The organism is Corynebacterium sp. HMSC065D07 (assembly GCF_001810695.1).
Classification (GTDB): domain Bacteria; phylum Actinomycetota; class Actinomycetes; order Mycobacteriales; family Mycobacteriaceae; genus Corynebacterium; species Corynebacterium hesseae.
On record NZ_KV802452.1, the window covers coordinates 1 to 22,403 of the forward strand.

At 60.0% G+C, this 22,403-nt stretch carries 22 protein-coding genes and 5 tRNA genes; 9 read left to right on the forward strand and 18 right to left on the reverse strand.

Features of this window, described 5'->3' with window-relative positions:
• Positions 1-84 precede the first annotated feature (84 nt).
• Positions 85-1,353: a UDP-N-acetylglucosamine 1-carboxyvinyltransferase gene (murA, locus tag HMPREF2760_RS06665; RefSeq protein ID WP_070523021.1), complete on the reverse strand. Its 1,269-nt coding sequence runs from the start codon at positions 1,351-1,353 to the stop codon at positions 85-87.
• Positions 1,354-1,374: 21 nt separating this feature from the next.
• Complete coding sequence (ramA, locus tag HMPREF2760_RS06670; RefSeq protein ID WP_070522991.1) at positions 1,375-2,214, reverse strand: acetate metabolism transcriptional regulator RamA; 840 nt, start codon at positions 2,212-2,214, stop codon at positions 1,375-1,377.
• A gap of 256 nt (positions 2,215-2,470) precedes the next feature.
• On the opposite strand from ramA, the gene cysK reads away from it, so the two are divergent.
• Together cysK and epsC are read left to right on the forward strand one after the other, a co-directional pair.
• Positions 2,471-3,406: a cysteine synthase A gene (gene cysK, locus HMPREF2760_RS06675; protein ID WP_070563979.1), complete on the forward strand. Its 936-nt coding sequence runs from the start codon at positions 2,471-2,473 to the stop codon at positions 3,404-3,406.
• A gap of 120 nt (positions 3,407-3,526) precedes the next feature.
• The gene (gene epsC / locus HMPREF2760_RS06680; protein WP_070522984.1) at positions 3,527-4,090 is read left to right on the forward strand and encodes a serine O-acetyltransferase EpsC; all 564 of its coding nucleotides are present in this window, start codon (positions 3,527-3,529) and stop codon (positions 4,088-4,090) included.
• A gap of 12 nt (positions 4,091-4,102) precedes the next feature.
• Here the strand turns inward: epsC and HMPREF2760_RS06685 are convergent, their stop codons facing one another.
• The 5 genes from HMPREF2760_RS06685 to HMPREF2760_RS06705 all read right to left on the reverse strand — a co-directional run bounded on the left by HMPREF2760_RS06685 (position 4,103) and on the right by HMPREF2760_RS06705 (position 5,062).
• Positions 4,103-4,405 carry a GNAT family N-acetyltransferase gene (locus HMPREF2760_RS06685; protein ID WP_070522980.1) on the reverse strand — a complete coding sequence of 101 codons (303 nt, stop codon included), beginning with the start codon at positions 4,403-4,405 and terminating at the stop codon, positions 4,103-4,105.
• Between the two features lie 52 nt (positions 4,406-4,457).
• A tRNA-Phe gene (locus HMPREF2760_RS06690) sits at positions 4,458-4,530 on the reverse strand.
• Positions 4,531-4,550: 20 nt separating this feature from the next.
• Positions 4,551-4,624, reverse strand: a tRNA-Asp gene (locus HMPREF2760_RS06695).
• Between the two features lie 251 nt (positions 4,625-4,875).
• Positions 4,876-4,952, reverse strand: a tRNA-Asp gene (locus HMPREF2760_RS06700).
• 34 nt (positions 4,953-4,986) lie between these two features.
• Positions 4,987-5,062: transfer RNA gene (locus tag HMPREF2760_RS06705), tRNA-Glu, on the reverse strand.
• Positions 5,063-5,145: 83 nt separating this feature from the next.
• Here HMPREF2760_RS06705 and HMPREF2760_RS06710 point away from each other — a divergent pair.
• Positions 5,146-5,478: a metal-sensitive transcriptional regulator gene (locus tag HMPREF2760_RS06710; protein ID WP_070532400.1), complete on the forward strand. Its 333-nt coding sequence runs from the start codon at positions 5,146-5,148 to the stop codon at positions 5,476-5,478.
• 66 nt (positions 5,479-5,544) lie between these two features.
• On the opposite strand, the gene HMPREF2760_RS06715 is transcribed toward HMPREF2760_RS06710, so the two are convergent.
• A tRNA-Lys gene (locus HMPREF2760_RS06715) sits at positions 5,545-5,617 on the reverse strand.
• Positions 5,618-5,707: 90 nt separating this feature from the next.
• Positions 5,708-7,210, reverse strand: a complete 1,503-nt coding sequence (locus HMPREF2760_RS06720) for an acetyl-CoA hydrolase/transferase family protein (protein WP_070522973.1) — start codon at positions 7,208-7,210, stop codon at positions 5,708-5,710.
• Positions 7,211-7,386: 176 nt separating this feature from the next.
• Between HMPREF2760_RS06720 and dusB the strand changes: the two genes are divergently transcribed.
• Together dusB and phoU are read left to right on the forward strand one after the other, a co-directional pair.
• Complete coding sequence (gene dusB, locus HMPREF2760_RS06725; protein ID WP_070522970.1) at positions 7,387-8,532, forward strand: tRNA dihydrouridine synthase DusB; 1,146 nt, start codon at positions 7,387-7,389, stop codon at positions 8,530-8,532.
• 66 nt (positions 8,533-8,598) lie between these two features.
• Positions 8,599-9,327, forward strand: a complete 729-nt coding sequence (gene phoU / locus HMPREF2760_RS06730; protein ID WP_070522967.1) for a phosphate signaling complex protein PhoU — start codon at positions 8,599-8,601, stop codon at positions 9,325-9,327.
• Positions 9,328-9,445: 118 nt separating this feature from the next.
• On the opposite strand, the gene pstB is transcribed toward phoU, so the two are convergent.
• From pstB to mshD, 5 genes are all read right to left on the reverse strand, one after another.
• Complete coding sequence (gene pstB / locus HMPREF2760_RS06735) at positions 9,446-10,219, reverse strand: phosphate ABC transporter ATP-binding protein PstB (protein ID WP_070522964.1); 774 nt, start codon at positions 10,217-10,219, stop codon at positions 9,446-9,448.
• A gap of 39 nt (positions 10,220-10,258) precedes the next feature.
• Positions 10,259-11,176, reverse strand: coding sequence for a phosphate ABC transporter permease PstA (gene pstA / locus HMPREF2760_RS06740; RefSeq protein WP_070522961.1), 918 nt, complete (start codon positions 11,174-11,176; stop codon positions 10,259-10,261).
• Positions 11,177-11,189: 13 nt separating this feature from the next.
• Complete coding sequence (gene pstC / locus HMPREF2760_RS06745) at positions 11,190-12,239, reverse strand: phosphate ABC transporter permease subunit PstC (RefSeq protein WP_070522957.1); 1,050 nt, start codon at positions 12,237-12,239, stop codon at positions 11,190-11,192.
• A gap of 149 nt (positions 12,240-12,388) precedes the next feature.
• A complete protein-coding gene (pstS, locus tag HMPREF2760_RS06750) occupies positions 12,389-13,498 on the reverse strand; it encodes a phosphate ABC transporter substrate-binding protein PstS (RefSeq protein WP_070522954.1) in 1,110 nt (369 codons plus the stop codon).
• A 186-nt stretch (positions 13,499-13,684) separates the two neighbouring features.
• A complete protein-coding gene (mshD, locus tag HMPREF2760_RS06755; protein ID WP_070522950.1) occupies positions 13,685-14,599 on the reverse strand; it encodes a mycothiol synthase in 915 nt (304 codons plus the stop codon).
• Between the two features lie 33 nt (positions 14,600-14,632).
• On the opposite strand from mshD, the gene HMPREF2760_RS06760 reads away from it, so the two are divergent.
• On the forward strand, positions 14,633-15,478 hold the full coding sequence (locus tag HMPREF2760_RS06760) for an LmeA family phospholipid-binding protein (protein WP_070522947.1): 846 nt from the start codon (positions 14,633-14,635) through the stop codon (positions 15,476-15,478).
• Between the two features lie 67 nt (positions 15,479-15,545).
• On the opposite strand, the gene HMPREF2760_RS06765 is transcribed toward HMPREF2760_RS06760, so the two are convergent.
• Positions 15,546-16,586, reverse strand: a complete 1,041-nt coding sequence (locus tag HMPREF2760_RS06765; protein ID WP_070522944.1) for a diacylglycerol/lipid kinase family protein — start codon at positions 16,584-16,586, stop codon at positions 15,546-15,548.
• A gap of 63 nt (positions 16,587-16,649) precedes the next feature.
• Between HMPREF2760_RS06765 and HMPREF2760_RS06770 the strand changes: the two genes are divergently transcribed.
• Positions 16,650-17,324 carry a heme-binding beta-barrel domain-containing protein gene (locus HMPREF2760_RS06770; RefSeq protein WP_070522940.1) on the forward strand — a complete coding sequence of 225 codons (675 nt, stop codon included), beginning with the start codon at positions 16,650-16,652 and terminating at the stop codon, positions 17,322-17,324.
• Positions 17,325-17,341: 17 nt separating this feature from the next.
• Here HMPREF2760_RS06770 and HMPREF2760_RS06775 read toward each other — a convergent pair whose 3' ends face one another.
• On the reverse strand, positions 17,342-18,229 hold the full coding sequence (locus HMPREF2760_RS06775; protein ID WP_070522936.1) for an aminodeoxychorismate lyase: 888 nt from the start codon (positions 18,227-18,229) through the stop codon (positions 17,342-17,344).
• 30 nt (positions 18,230-18,259) lie between these two features.
• Here HMPREF2760_RS06775 and HMPREF2760_RS06780 point away from each other — a divergent pair, with 30 nt between their 5' ends.
• Positions 18,260-19,321, forward strand: a complete 1,062-nt coding sequence (locus HMPREF2760_RS06780; RefSeq protein ID WP_070522935.1) for a CAF17-like 4Fe-4S cluster assembly/insertion protein YgfZ — start codon at positions 18,260-18,262, stop codon at positions 19,319-19,321.
• Positions 19,322-19,507: 186 nt separating this feature from the next.
• Positions 19,508-19,735 (forward strand): DUF3073 domain-containing protein, encoded by a 228-nt coding sequence (locus HMPREF2760_RS06785; RefSeq protein WP_070522931.1) that lies wholly within the window; start codon positions 19,508-19,510, stop codon positions 19,733-19,735.
• Positions 19,736-19,842: 107 nt separating this feature from the next.
• Here HMPREF2760_RS06785 and purM read toward each other — a convergent pair whose 3' ends face one another.
• Both purM and purF read right to left on the reverse strand, forming a co-directional pair.
• Positions 19,843-20,895, reverse strand: coding sequence for a phosphoribosylformylglycinamidine cyclo-ligase (gene purM / locus HMPREF2760_RS06790; protein WP_070522927.1), 1,053 nt, complete (start codon positions 20,893-20,895; stop codon positions 19,843-19,845).
• Positions 20,896-20,909: 14 nt separating this feature from the next.
• The gene (gene purF, locus HMPREF2760_RS06795) at positions 20,910-22,403 is read right to left on the reverse strand and encodes an amidophosphoribosyltransferase (RefSeq protein WP_198530965.1); all 1,494 of its coding nucleotides are present in this window, start codon (positions 22,401-22,403) and stop codon (positions 20,910-20,912) included.

Sequence of the window (22,403 nt, forward strand, 5' to 3'; positions counted from 1 at the left end):
TACGCACACCCCCAACAAACAACAAATCCCCAGGTGACACACCAAAAAGGTGCGCCACATACGGACGTCGCCAAGCAATGCTCCTTAGTAGAGCTCCTCCTCTTGAGTGCGCTCAATGGTGGCGCCCAAGGCCTGCAGGTTCTCTACAAAGTTGGGATAGCCGCGGTCGATGTGAAAGACATCGTGCACGGTGGTCGTCTCATCCGCACACAAAGCGGAGAGGACCAATCCGGCACCTGCGCGGATATCGGAGCTCCAGACATGCGTCGAGGACAGGCGCTCTTGACCGCGGATAACCACGTGGTGTCCATCCACCTGGGCATCAGCGCCAAGGCGGAGCATCTCATCGACGAACCGGAAACGAGACTCAAAGACATTTTCCGTGATGATGGATGTACCTTCCGCGACCGCGGAGAGCCCGATGGCGATCGGCTGAAGATCCGTGGGGAAGCCGGGGTACGGCAGCGTTTGGTAGTCCACTGCAGTTGGGCGCCGGTCCATGCGCACGCGGAAACCATTGACATAGTCCTCGATATCCGCACCGGCGGACTTTAGCTTCTCCAACGGCAGGTGCAGGTGCTTGGGAGCAATGCCACCCACCGTGATATCCCCGCGAGTCATTACGGCAGCATATGCCCACGTACCCGCAACAATACGGTCACCGATAACCTCGTGCTCCGTCGGTTGCAGCTTGTCCACTCCCCGAATGGTGATGGTGGATGTCCCCTCCCCAGAGATGTCGGCGCCCATTTCCTTGAGCATCGTGCACAGGTCCACAATTTCCGGCTCGCGGGCCGCATTGTGGAGTTGGGTTTCGCCATCCGCAAGGACTGCAGCAGTAAGAATATTTTCGGTAGCGCCTACCGAGGGAAAATCGAGCTTGATGTTCGCGCCATGGAGCTGATCTGCCTCCGCTACAACGGCGCCGTGTTCGATGCGCGTGCTAGCGCCCATCTTCTCTAGCCCAGATTGGTGCATGTCCAGTGGGCGGGAACCAATGGCGTCGCCACCTGGCAAAGCTACCTTTGCGTGACCACAACGCGCCGTCAGCGGCCCCAATACACACACCGACGCGCGAAATTGGCGCACCGCATCGAAGTCTGCATTGGAATGCAACGTGGCCGGCGTGGTGATCTGCACGGTGTGGCCATCGATTTCCACTGAACAGCCAAGGCCTTCAAGGACCTTTCGCATCAGTGGAACATCAAGGATTTTAGGACAGTTGGTCAGCGTGGTGGTGCCCTCCGCCAACAGTGCCGCAGCCATCAGCTTCAGCACACTGTTCTTGGCACCGTCCACCTTGACGGTGCCCTGCAGGCGCGCCCCACCGGAGACAATAAATTGGTCTTTCACGCCCACCCAACTTACCTACGATCAGGGCAACGCGCCTATACGACGGGCCGCATTGACCGCCTCATAGCGAGTATGTGCACCCAGTTTGCGCATGACAGAGCGCAAATAGGACTTCACCGTTTCGGCGCCAATACCCATTTCCTCGGCCGCCTCGACATTGGTATGCCCCAATGCCACGCAGGAAAGAACATCCAGCTCGCGAGCAGAAAGCTTGGTGGACTGCTTAACGCGCACCGGGGAGACCATCTGGTCGCAAAGAGCCTCTAGTTCCTTACGGAGGTCTTCATCGTTGACTCGGTTAGCCAACATGCGGAGCTTGGAGTGCGTTGAGCGCACCTGCTCCCACTCAGCCCCGTTCATCACGTGACCGCGAGCAGCGCCGCCCTTGCCTCCGTCGGCACGACGCAACGCGGAATTAACGGCCAGATCCTGCTCGAGGCACCGAGCGGTCATGGTGACTTCCTCGATTACCTTGTCGCCCAAGCGCACCGGCGAGTGGACGCCAACATAGAGGACACCGCGGATTTCACGCTGAACGGTGACCGGCACCGCCACGATCGAATGCAGCCCCTCATCTTGGATATGGCGATCATTCTCATGGCTAATTGTGGTGGCACGAGTGTAGTCGGACACACCAACCGCGCGGCGAGTGCTGACAACGCGCCCGCCGACGCCCACGTTCGCGTCAATCACCAAATTCTGCAAGGCCGGGGTCCGCAGACCTACCCACTGGGTAATCTGCAGGCGATTGTCCGGCAGCAAGGTCCCGTACATCGTGACGGGGATTCCCGTTGCGGTCTTTAGTGACGAGAGCGCTGCGCGTACGGCTTCGTCGTCATCCTTGAGTCGGTGCGGCTCCATGAGACTCTCTCTTACTCGGGGGTAACCAGCAGGTGCACCCACATTTCCCGCCTGAAACGGGGGTAGGCGAACACTATTTGCGAAGTATAACCGGCCGACGGGGGTAATTCTAAATCACGCCTCGCCCTCATGAGACGCCTCAAATCCCACATGCCATGCCCGACTGATCTGTTCAGAATCTATATACCACTTGGTCTATTGACACGGTGTAGAGTGTCTGCTGTACATCAGAACTTATCTTCAAGGAGTCCACATCGTGGCTGTATACAACAATATTCTCGACACCATCGGCGGCACCCCGCTTGTCCGCCTCAACCGCCTGACCGAAGGCCTCGGCGCCGAGGTACTGGTGAAGGTTGAGTCTTTCAACCCCGCTAATTCCGTCAAGGATCGCATTGCCAAGGCAATTGTCGACACCGCCGTAGAATCCGGCGAGCTAAAGCCAGGCGGCACCATCGTTGAGGCCACCTCCGGCAACACCGGCATCGGCTTGGCACTCGTCGGTGCCGCCCAGGGTTACAAGGTCATCCTCACCATGCCGGAGACCATGTCCAACGAGCGCAAGGTACTGCTGCGCGCTTATGGTGCTGAAATCGTGCTCACCCCGGGCGCTGCCGGCATGAAGGGTGCTGTAGAGAAGGCCAACGAAATTATCGCTGAGACCCCCAACGCCATCCTGGCTTCGCAGTTCGCTAACGAGGCAAACCCGAAGATTCACGAGGCAACCACGGGCCGCGAGATCTGGGACGACGCTGAGGGCAAGGTCGACGCTTTCGTCGCTGGCGTCGGCACCGGCGGAACCGTCACCGGTGTGGGCCGCTACCTGCGTTCCCAGAACCCCGACACCTACCTGGTCGCCGTTGAGCCCGCCGACTCCCCCGTCCTCTCCGAGGGTCACGCTGGACCCCACAAGATCCAGGGCATCGGCGCCAACTTTGTTCCAGAGGTTCTGGACCGCGAGATCCTCAACGAGGTGCTCACCGCAACCACCGAGGAATCCGTTTCCACTGCCCGCAAGCTGGCCACCGAAGAAGGACTGCTCGTCGGCATTTCCTCCGGTGCCAACGTCTCTGCGGCACTCAAGCTGGCTGCGCGCGAAGAGTTCAAGGGCAAGACCATCGTCGTCGTCGCCCCGGACTTCGGTGAGCGCTATGTCTCCACCATCCTCTTCGAGGACATTCGCGAGGCCTAAGGAAAACGCTAACGTGGCTTTCCACGGGACGTCGCCAAGCACGGCGCCGTGGTGAGCCCTCCGAATAAAAGCGCCCTCTGTGCTAGGGGGCGCTTTTTCTTTCTAGATAGGATGGTTCGCATGCACATCTTGAAGATGATTCGTGAAGACCTCGCCAACGCGCGCGAGCATGATCCGGCCGCGCGCGGCGACGTCGAAAATGCCGTGGTCTACTCCGGCCTTCACGCCATTTGGGCGCACCGAATCGCCCACCGCATGTGGAAACGTGGATGGCGTGGGCCAGCCCGTATTTTGGCGCAGCTTAACCGCTTCTTCACCGGAATCGAGATTCACCCCGGCGCTACCATTGGCCGGCGCTTCTTCATTGACCACGGCATGGGGATCGTCATCGGTGAAACCGCCGAAATTGGCGATGGCGTCATGCTTTACCACGGCGTCACGCTCGGTGGTCAGGTGCTGACACAGACTAAGCGCCACCCAACAATTGAGGACAACGTCACCATTGGCGCGGGCGCTAAAGTGCTCGGCCCGATTACCGTCGGCCACGGCTCCGCTGTGGGTGCCAACGCCGTGGTGACGAAGGACGTGCCACCGGAGCACATTGCCATCGGTATCCCGGCCACCAACCGCCCGCGCAAGAAGGATGAGCGCATCAAGCTGGTGGACCCGGACTACTACATCTAATAGACCGTGCCTTTACAGGCTGCCTTCACGGGCAGTCAGCCGCTGGTAATCGGGATTCTTCTCAATGAAGCGCGCCACGGCGCTGCACGTTGGAATGACTTGGCGGCCGGCCGTTGAGTCATCATCCAGTGCCGCTTTAATAAGCGGCTTGGACAGTCCTTGGCCCTGAAATGACTCGAAGATTTCCGTGTGCGTGAATTCCCGTGTGGTAGCGGAATCACTGTATTCGGCGAAGCCTGCTTCTTCCCCATCAACGGTGATGACGAAACGGGATTGATCGGTTTGGTGCGCAACTGAAGTAGTCATGCCGCCCATTAAACCAAAAAGAGCAACAAAAAAGCCCCTTCCAATGGAAGGGGCCGTCTTGTGGCCAGAGCCAGGATCGAACTGGCGACCCCACACTTTTCAGGCGTGTGCTCTACCGACTGAGCTATCTGGCCAGAAGCCACGAGGACTTCGGCGACCCTGACGGGACTTGAACCCGCGACCTCCGCCGTGACAGGGCGGCGCGCTAACCAACTGCGCCACAGGGCCATTTTCAATTATCTGTTGTGCGCTGGGCACGAATAAGTACTCTACACAAAGCTAGATAAGCACACCAAATCAGCATGTCATTCACCGTTTTCACGGTGATGCAGCCCCTCAATACACACTGTCACCACAGCGCCTAGACCTATACAGATCTATGCGCCATTTGCGACGTTGCAGGAGCCTCCACACACCACCATAAAACGACACAAGCCCCGAGGCATATGTTCTATAAACAATGCTCCGAGGCTGAAATATGGCGACCCTGACGGGACTTGAACCCGCGACCTCCGCCGTGACAGGGCGGCGCGCTAACCAACTGCGCCACAGGGCCATAAGTATTTTCTTGTGCACCAACACAAAAGTGTTGGTACCCCCAACGGGATTCGAACCCGTGCCGCCGCCGTGAAAGGGCGGTGTCCTAGGCCGCTAGACGATGGGGGCCCGTTGCCTTGAGGCAACTTTGTAAAAATATACTGGAGACATCCTCACTTAACCAAATCGTCCTGGCAGAAAGGCAGAAAACCATGGCTGACCAGCGAGATACCTGTTCCTGTCACGAGCCGGGTGTGCACGGCTACAACTCCGATGATGAGCAGAAGGCAAAGTACTTGGCTCGCCTCAAGCGCATCGAAGGCCAAACCCGAGGCATCCACCGCATGATCGCGGAGGACCAATATTGCATCGACATCATCACGCAGATCTCGGCGGTTACCTCAGCACTCGAGAATGTCTCTCTAGCGCTGCTTGAGGACCACATAGAGCACTGTGTAGCGGGAGCCGCCGCAGAGGACGGCCAAGTAGCCACAGAGAAGCTCGAAGAGGCCATGCGGGCCATCAGGAAGCTCGTGAAGAGCTAGCCCTGAACCCAGCCCTGCGCTTGGGCCCCAAAACAAAAAAGAGCCGCCCGAAGGCGGCTCTTTTTGTGGGCCCTGTGGGGATCGAACCCACGACCTGCGGATTAAAAGTCCGTAGCTCTACCAACTGAGCTAAAGGCCCAACGCTCACCTATCCTAGCCGGTGGCACCAAAGAAAAGGAAATGGCCCTCACCTTCAGTGGTAAGGGCCACAACCTTGCGGGTCTAAGACTTAGCCGCGCATGTCACCCTTCTCCATGAAGTTCACCTGGAAGTCGAAGGCCGTCTTCAGATCGTGCGGGGTGTGCTGGAACTTGTTAGCCTTGGCGCGCTCGAAGTACTCCTCCAACATCGGGCGGTAATCCGGGTGAGCCACGGCGATAACCTTCTCCACGCGCTCCTTCGGGGCCAAACCGCGCAGGTCCGCAACGCCATACTCGGTGATGATGACCATGGTGTCGTGCTCGGTGTGGTCGGTGTGAGAAACGAAAGGCACGATAGCGGAGATAGCGCCGCCCTTGGCCACCGACGGGGAGACGAAGGTGGAGATGTAGGCGTTACGGGTGAAGTCACCCGAGCCGCCAGTACCGTTCATGATGCGGGAGCCGGAGACGTTGGTGGAGTTGATGTTGCCGTAGATATCGCCCTCAATCATGCCGTTGGAAGAAATCAGGCCCACGCGGCGAATAACCTCCGGGTGGTTGGATACCTGCTGCGGGCGCAGGATGATGTGCTTGGCGTAGCGATCAGCCTCAGCGTTCATCTTGTCCGCGTACTCCGGGGACAGGGCGAAGGAGGTTGCGGAGGCGACGGTCATCTTGCCAGCGTCGATAAGATCCAGCATGCCGTCCTGGATAACCTCGGTATAGGCCTGAATGTTTTCGAACTTGGAGTCCAACAGGCCTGCCATCACGGCGTTCGGGACATTGCCCACACCGGACTGCATGATGAACTTGTCATACTCTAGGCGGCCGGCAGCAACCTCGCCCTCGAGGAACTCGATGAAGTTCGCAGCAATCTTCTCAGAAACCTCATCCGGGGCCTTGAACGGAGCGTTGCGGTCCGGGGCATTGGTCTTGACCACAGCCACGACCTTCTCCTCCGGAATCTCGATGTAGGTGGTACCGACGCGGTCAGCCGGCTTGGTAATCGGGATTGGCTGGCGGTTCGGCAGCTTCTCGATCTTGTAGATATCGTGCATGCCCTCGAGGTTGAGGGACTGCCACTCGTTGATCTCAATGATGATCTTGTCGGCGGCATCGATGTATTCGAGGTTGTTGCCCACGGCGGAGGACGGAACGATATTTCCGTTCTCATCAATACGAACGGCCTCAATAATGGCTACCTGGAAGTCACCGTAGAAGCCCTCTTCCACCTGCTGGCCAGAGTGCGAGAGGTGGATGTCCTGGTACAGGGCGGAGCCGTCGTTGAAGCGGCCGCGCAAAACCGGGTCAGAGTTATACGGAGAGCGGAAGCGGATGGCGTCTGCCTCAGCCAACACACCATCACAGTCCGGAGCGGTAGAGGCACCGGAGAAAACATCGATCTTGAACTCCTCGCCCGCCTCATGAGCTGCCTTCGCCTTCTCCGCGATGGCAGTCGGCAACGCCTTAGGGTAGCCAGCGCCGGTAAAGCCGGAGATTCCCACACGGTCACCGTGGTTGACGAACTTTGCGGCCTCGTCAGCGCTCATCACGAGCTTCTCAAACGGTGCGTATGCAATTCTCTCAGACATTAGTCCTCCTTTTATGTGCAGAAACGACCTACGTTACGGTCCTTTCCTGTTAGTTACATGCACCACACTAGCGAATCGGTGGAGGATTTACCGCACTCTGCCCCAAACTGTGTGCACCCCTCACTTTCCTCGTAAGAATTTGCCACCCCAGGCTCTTTCCGCGCACAATTGGCGGCGTGACTCTTGCTATCGGAAAAATCCAGCTCAACTCCCCCGTTGTCCTCGCCCCCATGGCGGGCGTGACCAACGTGGCCTTTCGCGTGCTGTGTCGCGAGCAAGAGATAGCGAAGACCGGCACCGTCTCCGGCCTTTATGTCTGCGAAATGGTTACCGCCCGCGCCTTGGTAGAGCGAAATCCCAAGACGCTGCACATGACCACTTTCGATCCACAGGAGAATCCGCGCTCGCTGCAGCTGTACACCGTCGATCCGGAGTACACCTACAAGGCGGCGAAGATGATCGTGGATGAGAATCTGGCTGACCACATCGATATGAACTTTGGCTGCCCGGTTCCCAAGGTCACGCGCCGCGGCGGAGGCTCCGCACTCCCCTATAAGCGCCGCCTCTTTGGCAACATCGTCGCCGCAGCGGTCAAGGCCACAGAGGGCACCGATATCCCGGTCACCGTAAAAATGCGCGTGGGCATCGACGAGGATCACCACACGCACCTCGACGCCGGCCGCATTGCGGTGGAAGAAGGGGCGTCGGCAGTCGCGCTCCACGGCCGTACCGCCGCGCAACGCTACTCGGGCCATGCGGACTGGAATGAAATTGCGCGCCTTAAGGAGCACTTGGCCCATACCGGTATCCCTGTCTTGGGTAACGGCGATATCTTCAAGGCCACGGATGCCCGCGCCATGATGGAACAAACGGGCTGCGACGGCGTCGTCGTGGGACGAGGTTGTCTGGGTCGTCCTTGGCTCTTCGCGGAGCTCTCCGCCCACCTTCGTGGCGAGCCGGTGCCGGCCGAGCCCACGTTGGGTGAGGTCACGCAGATTATGATTCGCCACGCAGAACTGCTGGCGCAGCACGAGGGCGAGGACCAGGCCAGCCGCGATATCCGCAAGCACATCGGCTGGTACCTACGCGGTTTTCCCGTGGGAGGTCAGGTCCGTGCTGGCCTGTCCCGCGTGAACTCCCTCGACGCTCTCCGGGAGCTGCTCGAGCCGTGGGCTGATTCGCCTGCGCTTGCCGACGACGCCGATGGCGCCCGCGGACGCCAGGGATCCCCCGCCAAAGTGGTCCTTCCCGAGGGGTGGCTCGACGATCCGGAGGATGCAACCGTGCCGGAAGGCGCGGAGATTATGCATTCCGGCGGCTAGCCACGAAAATTCCCTTTTGTGTCGCTCGACAGGCACTAGACCAATTGTTCAGCTAAAGTACGTGACATGCGCGCTGCCTACCGTGAACAGTTGGACAACTTTGCCCATGACCTCATCATCATGAGCACTGCGGTTCATAAGCTGATGACTCTTGCCTCTCAGGCATTAATCGAATCCTCCCTGCAACCAGCCGAAGAGGCCTTGTCGTTGCGCGATGAGTTGGATGAAGTCCGCTCGCGCTGCGAAGACCGTGCGGTGTCCCTTCTGGCCTTGGAAAACCCGATGGCCAAGGATCTGCGCCAGGTCATAGCTTCCATCTATATTGTGGAAGACTTTTACCGCATGGGCCGCTTGTCTCAGCACATTGCCACCAGCGCCCGCCGCCGCCACCCTGAATCAGTTGTTCCGTCAGACATTATGGGCTATTTCGAGGAATACACACGTCTCGTTCTCGACATGTCCTCAGGCCTCAAAGACATCCTCATCACCCGCGATCCGGAGCTGGCGCTCCGTTTGACCGAGGACGACGACGCCGTCGATGACATCAACCAACACCTGCTTCGTATGTTGACGCAGCGGGAGTGGAAAGGAACGGTGCGCCAGGCCGTGGAAACCTCGCAGCTTTCGCGCTACTACGAGCGTTTCGCCGATCATTGCGCAGCAGCTGCCGGCCGCATCATTTACCTGGCAACGGGCTTGGACCCCGACCGCTACATGCGCAAGCGCGATCAGGAGCAACGAGAGGCTGAGCTGGAGGCCCGCATGGCGGAGCTGGAGCGCCAGTTTCACCGCTAGCCCCCCCTACTGCTCGCCACACCTAGCGCACAGTGCATGCACAAAGCCGGCACCTCTTCTAGACCTTTAGAAGAGGTGCCGGCTTTCGGCGCTGTCAGTGTTTAGCCGAAGCGCATGTTTAGCCGAAGCGGCCAGAGATGTAATCCTCGGTATCCTTCTTGGATGGGTTTTCGAAGATCTTCGTGGTGTCATCGAACTCCACCAGGTGGCCAGGCCGGCCGGTAGCTTCCAGGGAGAAGAAGCCGGTCTTGTCCGACACGCGGGCTGCCTGCTGCATGTTGTGAGTAACAATAACGATAGTGAAGTTTTCCTTCAGCTCATGGATCAGGTCCTCCACGGCCAAGGTGGAAATCGGGTCGAGCGCCGAGCAGGGCTCGTCCATCAGCAGGACTTCCGGCTCCACGGCAATCGCGCGAGCAATGCACAGACGCTGCTGCTGACCGCCGGACAGGCCGCCGCCCGGCTTGTCCAGGCGGTCCTTAACCTCATCCCAAAGGTTGGCGCCGCGCAGGGACTTCTCGGCGACCTCCTTCAACTTCTTCTTGTTCTTTTCGCCGGACAGCTTCAGGCCGGCAACAACGTTATCCTCAATGGACATCGTCGGGAACGGGTTGGCCTTCTGGAAGACCATGCCGATAGTGTTGCGAACGGACACCGGATCGACCTTGGGCCCGTAGATGTTCTGGCCGTCCAGGAGAATCTCACCCTTGACATAAGCACCAGGAATGACCTCGTGCATGCGGTTCAGGGTGCGCAGGACTGTGGACTTACCACAGCCGGAAGGGCCGATGAAGGCAGTCACGGCCTTCGCCGGGATCTGCATGTTGACGTTCTGTACGGCGTGGAAGTCACCGTAGTAGATGTTCACGTCGTTGAGCTCAAGCTTGGACATGAGTAGTGCTCCTATGGGGTAGGTAGAAAGTGAATACGGTTACTTCTTGACGGAGAACTTCGCCGAAACGATGCGCGCGCCAATGTTGAGAATCGCGATGAGGAGAACCAACGTAAGGGCGGCACCCCACAGCTTGTCCAGGACGGCCGGATCAGCGCCGGACTTGTACATATCCAGCATCATCAACGGCAACGAGGACTGCGCACCCTTGAGTGCGTCCCAGTTGATGGAGGAGGTGGAGCCCACCAACACCAGCACCGGCGCGGACTCACCCATGATGCGGGCCACGGCCAGCATGATGCCGGTGACAATGCCGGACAGTGCGGTCGGCAGAACGATGCGCGCGATGGTCTTCCACTTCGGCACACCGAGAGCATAGGAAGCCTCACGCAGATCCATCGGGACCACGCGGAGCATCTCTTCGGTATTGCGGACCACAATCGGAATCATCAGGAGCACAAGCGATAGCGCCACCGCCATACCGGAACGCTTGAAGCCGAACAGAGTAATCCACATGGCGAAGATGAACAGGGCCGCAACAATGGAAGGCACACCGGAGAGGATGTCCACCATGAAAGTAGTAAGACGGCTCAGCGTTCCACCGCGGGAGTACTCCACCAGGTAAATCGCGGTGAAAATGCCGATCGGAACGGAAATGACGGTCGCGATGACGGTCTGCACAAAGGTACCGATAATAGCGTGGAGCGCACCGCCGCCGGCCTCGGTATCAAGGATTCCGCGTTGGGAGTGGGTCCACCATTCGGGGCTCAGGATAGCGCCCGAACCGCGAGAAATGAGCTCGAAGAGAACCCACAGCAGCGGAATCATGGCGATGATCATCGTTGCCCACACGAGAACGGTGGCAACAGTATTGGTGGTCTTTCGGCTCGAGGAGATATCCAGGAAGGTCGGGCCGGAAGATGCCGGGACAGAGTTGGAAGTTGTAGTCGTAGTCATCTCTGAGCCCTCCTTACTTGCTCTTCACGATGGAACGGGCAATAGCGTTGACCAAGAAGGTCAGAAGGAACAGCATGAGGCCAGCGGCGATATACGCACCGGCACGCATCTCATTACCGAACTCAGCAGCCGCCAGGGCAATGGCCGTTGCGAAGGTGGTACCGCCGTCGAACAGCGAGAAGCGGAAGTCCACCAGCGGGGAGACAACCATGTAGAGAGCCATGGTCTCACCCAGCGCGCGGCCCAGACCCAGCATGGAGCCGGCTATGTAGCCGGACATGCCGAAGGGGAGAACCGTCATGCGGATGACTTCCCACCGGGTGGCGCCGAGGGCCAAGGCGGACTCGATTTGACCGGGAGGGGTCTGCACAAAGACTTCGCGGGCGGTGGCAGCGATGATCGGCAGGATCATCACCGCCAGAACAATGCCACCGGTGAGGACGTTGCGGCCCGTCGCAAAGTTCGGGGAGTTGTCGTAGACCTTGAAGAGGAAGAAGCCACCAGCCCAGGAGTGCAGCCAGGTGTAGAAGCCGGACAGCGCAGGGCCGAGCACCTGCCAGCCCCACAGGCCGTACACGATGGATGGCACGGCGGCGAGCATGTCTACCAAGAATCCCAACGGCTTGACCAGCTTGGCCGGCGCGTAGTTGGACAGGAAGATGGCAATACCGAGCGCGACCGGCATCGCAATGATGAGAGCCACGATGGAAATCAAGACGGTGTGGCCGAACATGGTCGGGATACCGAACTTCATAGCATCGGTGTCGTTGGTCTCCCAACGGTCACCGTAGGTGAAGAAGCCCAGAATGCCACCCTCATTGACGGACAGAGAAGGAACCGCACGCCAGATCAGGAAGGCCGCGATGGCAGCGATCATCACCGTGATCAGCGTTGCGGACGCAGTGGACAAGAATTCAAAAATGCGATCACCAGGGCGCTTCACACCGGACTTGACGGCGGGCGTAGAGGTGGCGTCCGCCTCGGACGCATGCGCGCTAGGGCGGGTCGCTGAAACGGCATCCTCCTTCACGGACGACGCTGTGGTGAGATTGTTGTCTGCCATGAGACTAGGGAATCCTTTTCAACGGAAACAATGAAAATACGGGACATGCTGCCGCCCCCAAAGCGCTCGTGAAGGGCGGGTTGGGGGCGGAAGTGTGTGTTCAAACGGACGCTACGGGGGTTCAAAGAAACCCGCGTAGTAACGCGCTCTTACTGGATAGCCTCGACGGCTGCCTTCAGGCGCTCCAGGTGGTCACCGGAAACCGGGATGAAGCCTGCCTTCTCCAGCTCCTCGGACTGATTGTCCAGGACGGTGTTAAAGAAGGCCTTCACCAGAGCGGAGGTCTCCTCGTCGTAGCCAGCGGAGCAGACGATGTTGTAGGTGGTCAGGATGAGCGGGTAAGCGCCCTCATCCTTGGAAGCAAAGAGCTTGTCGGAGTCAACGACCATGTCGTGCTCGGAGTTGGTCTCCTTGAAAGCGAGGTGGTCGAGAGCGACACCGACGGACTCAGAGCTGAGCTCAACCGGGCCGTTGCCGAAGTCAATCTTGGCAATCTTGACGCCATCGGCTTCCTTCTGATGAGCGTAGCCAGCCTCAACGTAGGTGATAGCACCCTCGATGGAGGCAACCTGGTCAGCCACACCGGAGGAACCGTTAGCACCCTCACCAACAGAATCCGGGAACTGCTTGCCTTCGCTGTCCCAGTTGCCGGTAGCGGACTTCAGGAACTTCTGGAAGTTATCGGAGGTACCGGACTCGTCAGAGCGGAAGATGACGGTGATGTTCTTGTCCGGAAGGTCGGTGCCCTCGTTCTCAGCCTTGATGGCGTCATCGTTCCACTTGGTGATCTCGCCCTTGAAGATCTTGGCGAGGGTTTCGGTGGAGAGGTTGACCTCGGTGTCACCCAGGTTGTAGGCGATGGCGACGGGGCCAATGGTCGTCGGCAGGTGCCATGCGTCGTTGCCACCGCAACGCTCCTTGGCGGCCTCAACCTCGCCCTTATCTTCCTTCAGAGCGGAGTCAGAACCGGCGAAGTCAACGGTGCCGCCGTTGAAAGCCTTCACACCAGCGCCGGAGCCGGAAGAAGTGTAGGAGAAGTTAGCATCCGGGTATGCCTCCAGGAATGCCTTCTCAAAGACGGACATAGCGGACTTTTGGGAGGATGCGCCCTCACCAGAGAGGTCGCCGGAAACCTCTGCCCCATCGGAACCGCCTTCAGCGGAGCCAGATTCGTTGGACTCAGAGCAGGCAACGAGAGCAGTGGAGGTGGCGGCGACGATGCCGAAGATAGCGGCGGTGCGCTTGAAGTTGCGGATCACGGGAAACCTTTCCGGTGCGGATACAAGAGAATGATTGTCCGAGCAAATCGCCCTCTACTCTTCTTTGAGCGATCTTCTTGAGACGAGCGCGATTAACTCACGTGTTGTAAAGCTATACAGGGCGGGTTAACCCCACAGGGATCAAGAGATGAACAATCGGTGAACTTGTACCAAAAGCCGGTGAGGCTAGTCACTTTTCGCCCAGACGCAGTGTTCCTCAGCGATGCCAAAGCCCAAACGCTCGTAGGCCTTTACCGCCGGAGCGTTATCAGCCTCGACATACAAGATGACCTTGTCCGCACCTTTAGCCGCCATGCGCTGCAGCCCAGCGCTCAGCAGCGGTCCACCGAGCCCGCGCCCGCGATAGTCCTCACCCAATCCCACAACATAGACCTCACCGAAGGCTGGGGTAGCCTCGTCGTGCCACTTCAGCCAGTGGAAGCCAGCCATTACCGGGTGGCTGTGGGAGTCATTCGGAGAATCCCACAGGAAAAGCACGTCGGCCGGATCGAACCACTCTGCCTCCATCCCGCGGTGCAGGCGCTCCAGATCCCAGCCTCCTTGCTCCGGATGCCAGGAGAAGGCTTCGTTATTGGTGCGTACCCATTCCGCCTCGACGTGCTCGCGCCCGAAGCGCTCCACTGACTCGGCGTAGGTCTGAATCTCTAGGCCATCAACCGTTGCCGGCGCTTCCTCGGCCGCGCGCAAGTCCTTCCCCTCAATCGCCATGACAAGCAGGCGCCTGACGACGTCCATCTCGTTGCGCTTCGCCAGCGCTTGCGCAGCGGGAAGATTGCCATGGGCCCAGATTTGGGGGGAGGTTGGGAGGGCGTCGACAAGCGCCTGCCCTACCCCTCGCCCACGGTGTTCCACGCCAACAAAGAGCTCTACAGTCTGCCCATCGAGGGCAGCCACGCCAGCTACCGCACCATCTTCAATTGCGAGAAGATGATGGTGCCCAAGGCGTTCATCCCTGAGCCCTAAAAGAAACTGCTCGGAGAGGGGCGCAAAGCCGTCGTGAGCTTCAGCAGCAGTGGCCAGCTCCTCCACGCGCTGGGCCACATCTGGGTTCAGTGGCAGAGTCTTGGTCTCAATATTCATGCTTCCCACCCTACGTGCGGTAGTAATAGAGGGGTGACTGTCATCTACCTCAACCGCACTGCCGTACGCCTTGCCGCCGTTGCGGGTGTGGCCCTGACAGCATGGCTGGCGGATTCAGCGGTGGCGATGCACGCAGAACACACCGTGGCCCAGAAAGCCAAAGCCAGCTCCCAATTGGAAAACACCCCGAATGTCTACATCGGCGGCGTCCCCTTCTCCCTTGCCGCGCTAACCAAAGAGATTCCATACCTGGAGGTCAACTCCTCCGACGTGGAAGTTCCGAAACTCGGCATGGTCAATGCCTCCACAACACTGCGCGACATCACAATTAACCCCGAACAACTCTTCAGCGGCGAACTGGAAGGCTCACCGGTATCCACCTATACGCGCAGCATCAGCCTCGACGGAGTGGCCTTGGGCCGCATGCTGGGTATTACTGACCTCTCCATTGCCAACCCCGATAATATGTCCCCCACCGGCGGGCCCTCCGCCGAGGCTGAGCTCACTGGCACGCTGCCGGGGGATACCACCAAGTCCACCGCGACGGTGACGCTGCGCCTCGTCGGCCCAGAGTTTCGCATGAGTGTCTACGGGACTGATGACGAACGCTTGAAAAAGGCCTTCGGCCTGGTCTTGGACACGCGCCAACTCCCGTTGCCTTCTCAAGCCACCTCCGTGAAACTACACGGCGGCTCCATCACCTTCGAGGTACAGCGACGCAATATCACGCTAAAAACAGCACAACTCTCCCCGCTGGAGATCGATGGTTCGGAGGAGAAGGCCGTCGAGGATGCCGCGCAAAAAGCGCAAGACACCGCCAACGAAGTGGGCAGCGCGCCGACGACGCCGCCGAGCTGGCGCCAAAACAGGCAGAACTAAGCCGATGCAAAACTAAGCCGACGGTGCACCAGCGGTACCCGCACCGCAGACTTGTTACTACCGCCGGCTACTTAATACGGATGAGATCTCGCAGGACTCGGCGGAAGCTGCGGTGAATGGGCGGGGCTGGGTCGATGGGAGCAAAGACTTCCAGCGCGTCTGCTTCCGACTCCAAGTGCACCTCCGTAAAGGTGCCTTCCGACTCCCCGTCCGCTTGGAAGCGGTGCGGCTTGGGGCAGACCAGGTCCACCTCAACGGCATCCTCAAAATGCAGCGTGCGGGCATCCGTGACCTTATTCAACCAGTGACGGTGATCCACGCCGAACAGGTGGAGAACGCCCACGAGGCCATCAATCCCGCCGAGGTCCGACACACCAAAAAGGCCAAGCCCCTGATCGAAGGAATTGCGCGGATTGGTCACCACCGGCAGCGGCCCCAGGAAGGTCCACGGGTTGGTGTTGGAGGTGAACATGACGGGAACGTCATCGGCCGCGAAGGTTTCGCCCGAGCTCGAGCGCGCACGCACATTAATGCGCGGTGGGCGGATGCGGGCGCGCTGATAGGCCTGAAAGGCCACCGCCAGGTAGCGCAGCGGGGTGGCTGAAAAGCCCATCTCCCGTGCACGGTCCACGCGAGCCAGCACGTCTGCATCCAGCCCGAAACCAGCATTGACCGCAAACCACCGGTCATTCCACATACCCAACGACACGGTGCGGCGGGTGTTTCGCTCCAGCATCCGGGCCAGCACGTGCGCCGCCTCGACGGGGGTATTGGGGAAACCAAGGGCGCGGACGAAGACGTTTGCTGAACCAGTAGGGATCACCGCTAGCGCCGGGATCTCCTGAGGGCTAGGGCGCTGGGCGAAATTCGCCGGGCCGAGCAACCCGTTGACGATCTCATTGACCGTGCCATCGCCGCCGAAGACCAGGATGACGTCAAAGTCCTCCCGGGTCATACCGCGCACCATGTCTTCTGCGTGGCCCGGGTAGTGCGTGAAGCGAGCAAGCAGCTGCAACCCATCCACCTCCCGAATGACGGGCAAAACCTCTCGGAAGAGAGCCGCATTCTGGCTCGTAGAATTAGGGTTTGAAATCAGCAAAGCGCGCATGGCTCCCTAGACTACTGGAGCCTAGTGGTTTCCGCGGCGCTGCCACGACTACGCTGGGGCAGCATGAGCGAACAGACAAATAGCGAGAAAAACACGGAAAACACCCACCCGGAGAACACCAAGGTAGACGGCAACGCGGCCGTCAACCAGGCAGCGGAGGCATGGAAGGATGCAGCCTCCCGCAACATTCCCACCGTTGATGTAGCAGATAATCCCCTGCCGGATGAGACGGCGAACTTGCGCCAGGGTCCGTCGCTGCACGATGGTCTGCTCGGGCTTCTCCCCCTCGTCGGTGTATGGCAAGGGGAAGGCCAAGCCCACAGCACCGACGGTGAACAGTACGCCTTTGGCCAGCAGCTCATCATCGCCCACGACGGTGAGAATTACCTGACCTATACGTCCCGCACCTGGAAGATTGATTCCGAGGGCAACCCGGTTGGCCCCGATGTCCGCGAGTCCGGGTTCTGGCGCATCTCACTCAAGGACGAGATTGAGATGACCTATACCTCGTCCAACGGCATCAACGAAATCTTCTATGGTTCGCTGTTTAACGAGCGCGCCTGGCAGCTCGAGTCCGCGTCCACGATGGTCACCGAAACCGGCCCCGCCAACCTCGGCCCCGGCAAGCGCATGTATGGCCTCATGCCGAACAACAACCTCGGCTGGGTGGATGAGCGGCTTGTCGACGGCGAAATGCGCCCTTACATGTCCGCCGAGCTCACCCGTGTGGCTGGCTAACTAGCAATGCGGCGAAGTTAGCGTGCCAGGGCGGCGTCGATCAGCGCGCGTATCTTCTCCGCGTTCGCCGGCGCCTTGAGCTTCTTTTCATTCAGGCGCGTCACACGCACCGCAGTGCGCACCGAGGAGACGAGCCACACTGAGTCAGCCTCCTCGAGGTAGCGCAGATTCAGCTCCTTCGCCTTGCAGCGATATCCCTGTTCAGAGGCATACTCAAAAAGCGCAGCTTGCGTGGTGCCAGGCAGTATTCCCTTGCCCGCCGGGGTGCGCAGCTTTGTACCCTTGACCGCCACCACGGTGGAGGTGGCCCCTTCCAAGACCAGCCCCGTATCGGGATCGGTAAAAATCACATCATCAAATCCACGCTCGCGGGCCAGGCGCAGCGTGGCCATCGTGGCCGCATAATTCAGCGTCTTCGCCGGCAACTCTTCCGCCACCTGCCACAGACGCGGCGTGCTCATCACCTTGACGCCGGTATCACGCTGCGCCACAACGTCATCCGGAATCTCCTGAACCACCACCCATGCCGTGGGCACCCCAGTCGAGGCCCGCCCGCGGGTATAGGTCCACGTGCACTTGGCCTCTCGCGCTAAACCGTCCTCGCCTTCCCCGGCGGCGGGACCACAATAGTCCGCGATGGCCAGCTCGGTGGCTTCTTTCCACTTGTGGATGGGTGGCTCCGGAAGATCGAGAGCACGCGCGGAATGCCGGAAGCGCTCCGCGTGGCGATGAAAATTGGCCGCCTTGCCGTCACGCACGAGGAGGGACTCGAAGATACCATCACCGCGTGTGACCGCAGCATCGTCCCAATAGACCAACGGTAGGTTCGGCATATGACGCCGCACCGACCCTCCAAACGGTTCCACGACGTAGATGACCGGCTCTTTCCTACGCTGAAGGCTCATAGACCCGATTATGCCCTACCATCGGAGGGCGTGAGTTATACTTCGCCACTTCTTTCCCGGCCCGGGGCCGCTGAGTTCCAGGGCACCACGCTTGTCGACGTCTCCGGTATCCCCTGGCATTACGGCAACCCCCTCGTGGAGCAGCGCGCGGTGGAGACAGGTTCCGCCATCATCGACCGTTCCCAACGCCGGGTCATTGCCGTTTCCGGGCCCGATGCCCGGGCTTTCCTGCACAACCTCCTGAGCCAGAAGCTCGATGACGTGGACGCCGGATTCTCTGCCGGCGCCCTTGATCTAGACATGCAGGGCCACGTCCTACACCACATCGACCTGTCCTTCGACGGAGAAACCTTCTACCTCGATGTGCCACCGGCCCAGTTCGAATCTTTGCGAGACTTCCTCACCGCCATGATTTTCTGGTCCCAGGTCACCGTGGAGGAAGCGGACGCGGCGATCATCACCGTGCTGGGCAAGCCGCTACAGAAGCCTTCCAACGCCGTGATGGAGCGCTGCGTGCACTGGCCGGGCTGCCCGCGCCAGGATTTCCTCGTGCCGCGGGGTGAGCTGGAGACAGCAGTCGCAGAGTTGGAAAAGCAAGGCGGAAGTTTAGCGGGGCTCATGGCCTATACCGCCGAACGAGTGCGCGCACGCGAACCAGAATTGGCCGCTGACCTCGATGCGAAAACCATCGCCCACGAGGTTCCCCAGTGGATCCGACGCAGCGATGATAACCCCGCGTTCGTCCACTTGGAGAAGGGCTGCTATCGCGGGCAGGAGACGGTCGCGCGCGTAGAGAACCTCGGGCGCTCTCCACGCCTGTTGATCATGCTGTACCTCGACGGCTCCGCTCCGGAGCTCCCCGTAAGCGGGGCGGATATTTCGCTGGGGGGACGGCGCGTCGGCAAGCTCGGCACCGTGGTAGAGGATTGCGATTATGGCCCCATCGCGCTTGGTCTAGTGAAACGCAGCGCCCTCAACCACGGGGATCTGAGCATTGGTCCAGTGGCGGCATCGGTCGAGCCGGACTCCATTCCCGCCGACGAGGGCCCCAAGGCCGGGCGCGCCGCTGTGGACCGGCTGCGCGGAAAATAGTGGCGAAATGCACACTGCCCGTTGGCCGCGGGCTAGCGCACTTTTCCACGCACCACTGGGGGTAGTTCGGAATTTTTTCTTCACACAGGCTATGGTGTCTTACAGGAACATACACATATCTGACTAAGACGATGGGGCGGCCAAGAATCCCTGGACCGCCCTACACACCTCAAGGGGGTCATGCACATGGGACGCGGACGCGCAAAGGCAAAGCAGACCAAAGTTGCACGCCAGCTGAAGTACAATTCGCCCGAGATGGATCTGGATTCGCTCCAGCGTGAGCTCGCCTCACAGAACTCCAAGCGTTCCCACAACGAGGACGAAGACCCATACTCGGAGTACGCGGATTACGAGGACTACGCAGATCGCTGGGACTCGGATGAGTGGGATGAGGATGATTCCGACGCGCGCTAGGCGCGCGAGTCACTGTCCCACCCTGTACATCACCTAAGCGAAAGGCCGGAGCCGTCTCCCCTCTACTTAAGGGGAAGCGCCTCCGGCCTTGTTCCTTTTCTCAGGACTTAGAACCCTGGGTGCTCGCCGGTCATGACAACGCGCGGCTCGCCCTCTTCGGCAGCACGAACGGTGCCCAGTTCCCACGCCTCCACGTGGCGGGCGGTCATCATAGCCAATGCTCGCTCGCGGTCCTCCGGCGCAACGACGGCGATCATGCCAACGCCCATGTTGAAGGTCTTCTCCATCTCCTCGAGGGCAACCTTGCCCACCGAAGAAATGGTCTTGAAAATCTGGCCCGGAGTCCACGTCGAGCGGCTCACCTCAGCGCTCAGGCCCTCCGGGATGACGCGCTCCAGGTTGCCGGCAAGGCCGCCTCCGGTGACGTGGCAGAAGGTAGACACCGCACACTCCGATGTCAGCGCCAGGCAGTCCTTGGCGTAGATGCGGGTAGGCTCCAGAAGTTCCTCGCCGAGGGTGCGGCCTAGGTCTTCCATGTAGCCGTCGAGCGGAAGACCCGCCTGCTCCAGGAGCACGTAGCGTGCCAAGGAGTAACCGTTGGAGTGCAAGCCGGAGGACTTCATGGCGATGAGAACGTCGCCTTCGCGCACCTTATCCGGGCCGAGCAGCTCATCAGCCTCTACAACGCCAACCGCAGTAGCGGAGACATCGTATTCATCCTTGCCCATCACCCCTGGGTGCTCGGCGGTCTCGCCGCCGAGGAGCGCTGCACCAGCCTGGACGCAGCCCTCAGCAATGCCCTTGACAATCTCTGCTACCTTTTCCGGCACTACCTCGCCCACGGCGATGTAGTCCTGCAGGAAGAGCGGCTCAGCGCCGCACACGACAAGATCATCCACGCACATGGCAACGAGGTCGATGCCGATGGTGTCGTGCTTGTCCATGGCCTGGGCCACAGCCAGCTTGGTGCCTACGCCATCAGAGCCAGCCGCAAGGACCGGTTCCTTGTACTCCCCCAGCTTGAATAGGCCGGCAAATCCGCCGAGCCCGCCCATAACCTCGGGGCGGGTGGCGCGCTTGGCGTGGGGGGTGATTAGCTCTACTGCGCGGTCGCCTTCCTCAATGTTGACGCCGGCGGCAGCATACGTGTTCTCGCTCATGAGTGACTTAGTCCTTATTCGTTAGTTGTCGTCGAGCCCTGCAGGGTGCGCACGGCCTCAGCATTGGGGTTTCCGGCAGGCAGTCCGAGTGGGTACTTACCGTCGAAACATGCGCAGCACAGTTCGTTGCGCGGCTGTTGAGTAGCCGCCACCATCTCATCGGTGGAGACAAATCCCAGCGAATCCGCACCAATCGCGGTGCAGATGGTCTGTGCTACCTCTTCCGGATCATCGGAAGGGTTGGCGTTGGCAATGAGCTCGCCCGGGGAGGCGAAGTCGATGCCGTAGAAGCACGGCCACTTCACCGGCGGGGAGGCGATGCGCACGTGGACTTCGGCAGCACCGGCTTCCCGCAACATCCGGATCAGCGCGCGCTGCGTGTTACCACGCACGATTGAATCATCCACCACGACGATGGACTTGCCTTCAATGACCTCCCGCAGCGGGTTAAGCTTGAGGCGAATACCCATCTGGCGCTGGGACTGCGTGGGCTGGATGAAGGTGCGGCCCACATAAGAGTTCTTCACCAAGCCGTGCGCGAAGGTCAGCCCGGATTCGCGAGCATAACCGACGGCAGCCGGGTTGCCAGACTCGGGAACGGGGATCACCATGTCCGCATCGGGTGCCGGGTACTGGCGCGCTAGACGACGCCCAATTTCCACGCGCGTGGCGTTGACAGAACGGCCCTTGATATTCGTATCGGGCCGCGCTAGGTAGACGTATTCGAAGACGCAACCATGGCGCTTGGTCTCGGCGAAGCGCTCGGAGCGGATTCCGGTCTCATCGATGGCAACGAGCTCGCCCGGTTCGATCTCCCGGATAAACTGCGCGCCGACGATGTCGAGCGCACAGGTCTCGCTGGCTACCACCCAGCCCGTGTTGAGCCTGCCCAGGGCAAGCGGGCGCACGCCATGTGGGTCACGCGCCGCATACAGGGTGTGCCCGTCAGTGAAGGTGAGGCAGAAGGCACCTTTTACGGTAGGCAACAAGTGCAGGGCCGAATCAAAGACGGTGTTGTCCTCGTTGACGCCGTCCGCCAACAAGATGGACAAGCACATGGAATCCGAGACGGACTCTTCCTGTGGCTTAATCAGCCCGCGCTGCACGGCCTCTGCGCGCAGCTCCAGGTAATTTACTAGGTTTCCGTTGTGGCCAAGCGCGATGTCAACACCGCTGGGGGACGTCCCAAACATCGGCTGCACATTCGACCATTCCTTGCCGCCTGCAGTGGAATAACGCGTGTGGCCGACGGCCACGTTTCCATGCAGCGAGCTCAGGATTGATTCATCGAAGACATTGGAGACAAGGCCCATATCCTTAAAGACGACGATGCGATCATCATCGCCCACCGCGATACCGGCGGCCTCCTGTCCGCGGTGTTGGAGGGCGAAAAGCCCGAAGTAGGTTAGCTTCGAAACCTCTTCTCCTGGTGCCCAAACACCGAAAACTCCGCATTCTTCGCGGGGTTCCGGATCCAGGCTGGGATCCGTCGACAAGGGCTTAGTCAT

Excerpts from the sequence above, each read along its gene's own strand:
- HMPREF2760_RS06710 (WP_070532400.1), top strand. The coding sequence starts at position 5,146 with ATGGCTGACCAGCGAGATACCTGTTCCTGTCACGAGCCGGGTGTGCAC.
- HMPREF2760_RS06720 (WP_070522973.1), bottom strand. The coding sequence starts at position 7,210 with ATGTCTGAGAGAATTGCATACGCACCGTTTGAGAAGCTCGTGATGAGC.
- pstB (WP_070522964.1), bottom strand. The coding sequence starts at position 10,219 with ATGTCCAAGCTTGAGCTCAACGACGTGAACATCTACTACGGTGACTTC.
- pstC (WP_070522957.1), bottom strand. The coding sequence starts at position 12,239 with ATGGCAGACAACAATCTCACCACAGCGTCGTCCGTGAAGGAGGATGCC.
- purM (WP_070522927.1), bottom strand. The coding sequence starts at position 20,895 with ATGAGCGAGAACACGTATGCTGCCGCCGGCGTCAACATTGAGGAAGGC.
- ramA (WP_070522991.1), bottom strand. The coding sequence starts at position 2,214 with ATGGAGCCGCACCGACTCAAGGATGACGACGAAGCCGTACGCGCAGCG.
- HMPREF2760_RS06775 (WP_070522936.1), bottom strand. The coding sequence starts at position 18,229 with ATGAGCCTTCAGCGTAGGAAAGAGCCGGTCATCTACGTCGTGGAACCG.
- mshD (WP_070522950.1), bottom strand. The coding sequence starts at position 14,599 with ATGAATATTGAGACCAAGACTCTGCCACTGAACCCAGATGTGGCCCAG.
- pstA (WP_070522961.1), bottom strand. The coding sequence starts at position 11,176 with ATGACTACGACTACAACTTCCAACTCTGTCCCGGCATCTTCCGGCCCG.
- HMPREF2760_RS06685 (WP_070522980.1), bottom strand. The coding sequence starts at position 4,405 with ATGGGCGGCATGACTACTTCAGTTGCGCACCAAACCGATCAATCCCGT.
- HMPREF2760_RS06770 (WP_070522940.1), top strand. The coding sequence starts at position 16,650 with ATGAGCGAACAGACAAATAGCGAGAAAAACACGGAAAACACCCACCCG.
- phoU (WP_070522967.1), top strand. The coding sequence starts at position 8,599 with ATGCGCGCTGCCTACCGTGAACAGTTGGACAACTTTGCCCATGACCTC.
- purF (WP_198530965.1), bottom strand. The coding sequence starts at position 22,403 with ATGACTAAGCCCTTGTCGACGGATCCCAGCCTGGATCCGGAACCCCGC.
- epsC (WP_070522984.1), top strand. The coding sequence starts at position 3,527 with ATGCACATCTTGAAGATGATTCGTGAAGACCTCGCCAACGCGCGCGAG.
- HMPREF2760_RS06765 (WP_070522944.1), bottom strand. The coding sequence starts at position 16,586 with ATGCGCGCTTTGCTGATTTCAAACCCTAATTCTACGAGCCAGAATGCG.
- HMPREF2760_RS06785 (WP_070522931.1), top strand. The coding sequence starts at position 19,508 with ATGGGACGCGGACGCGCAAAGGCAAAGCAGACCAAAGTTGCACGCCAG.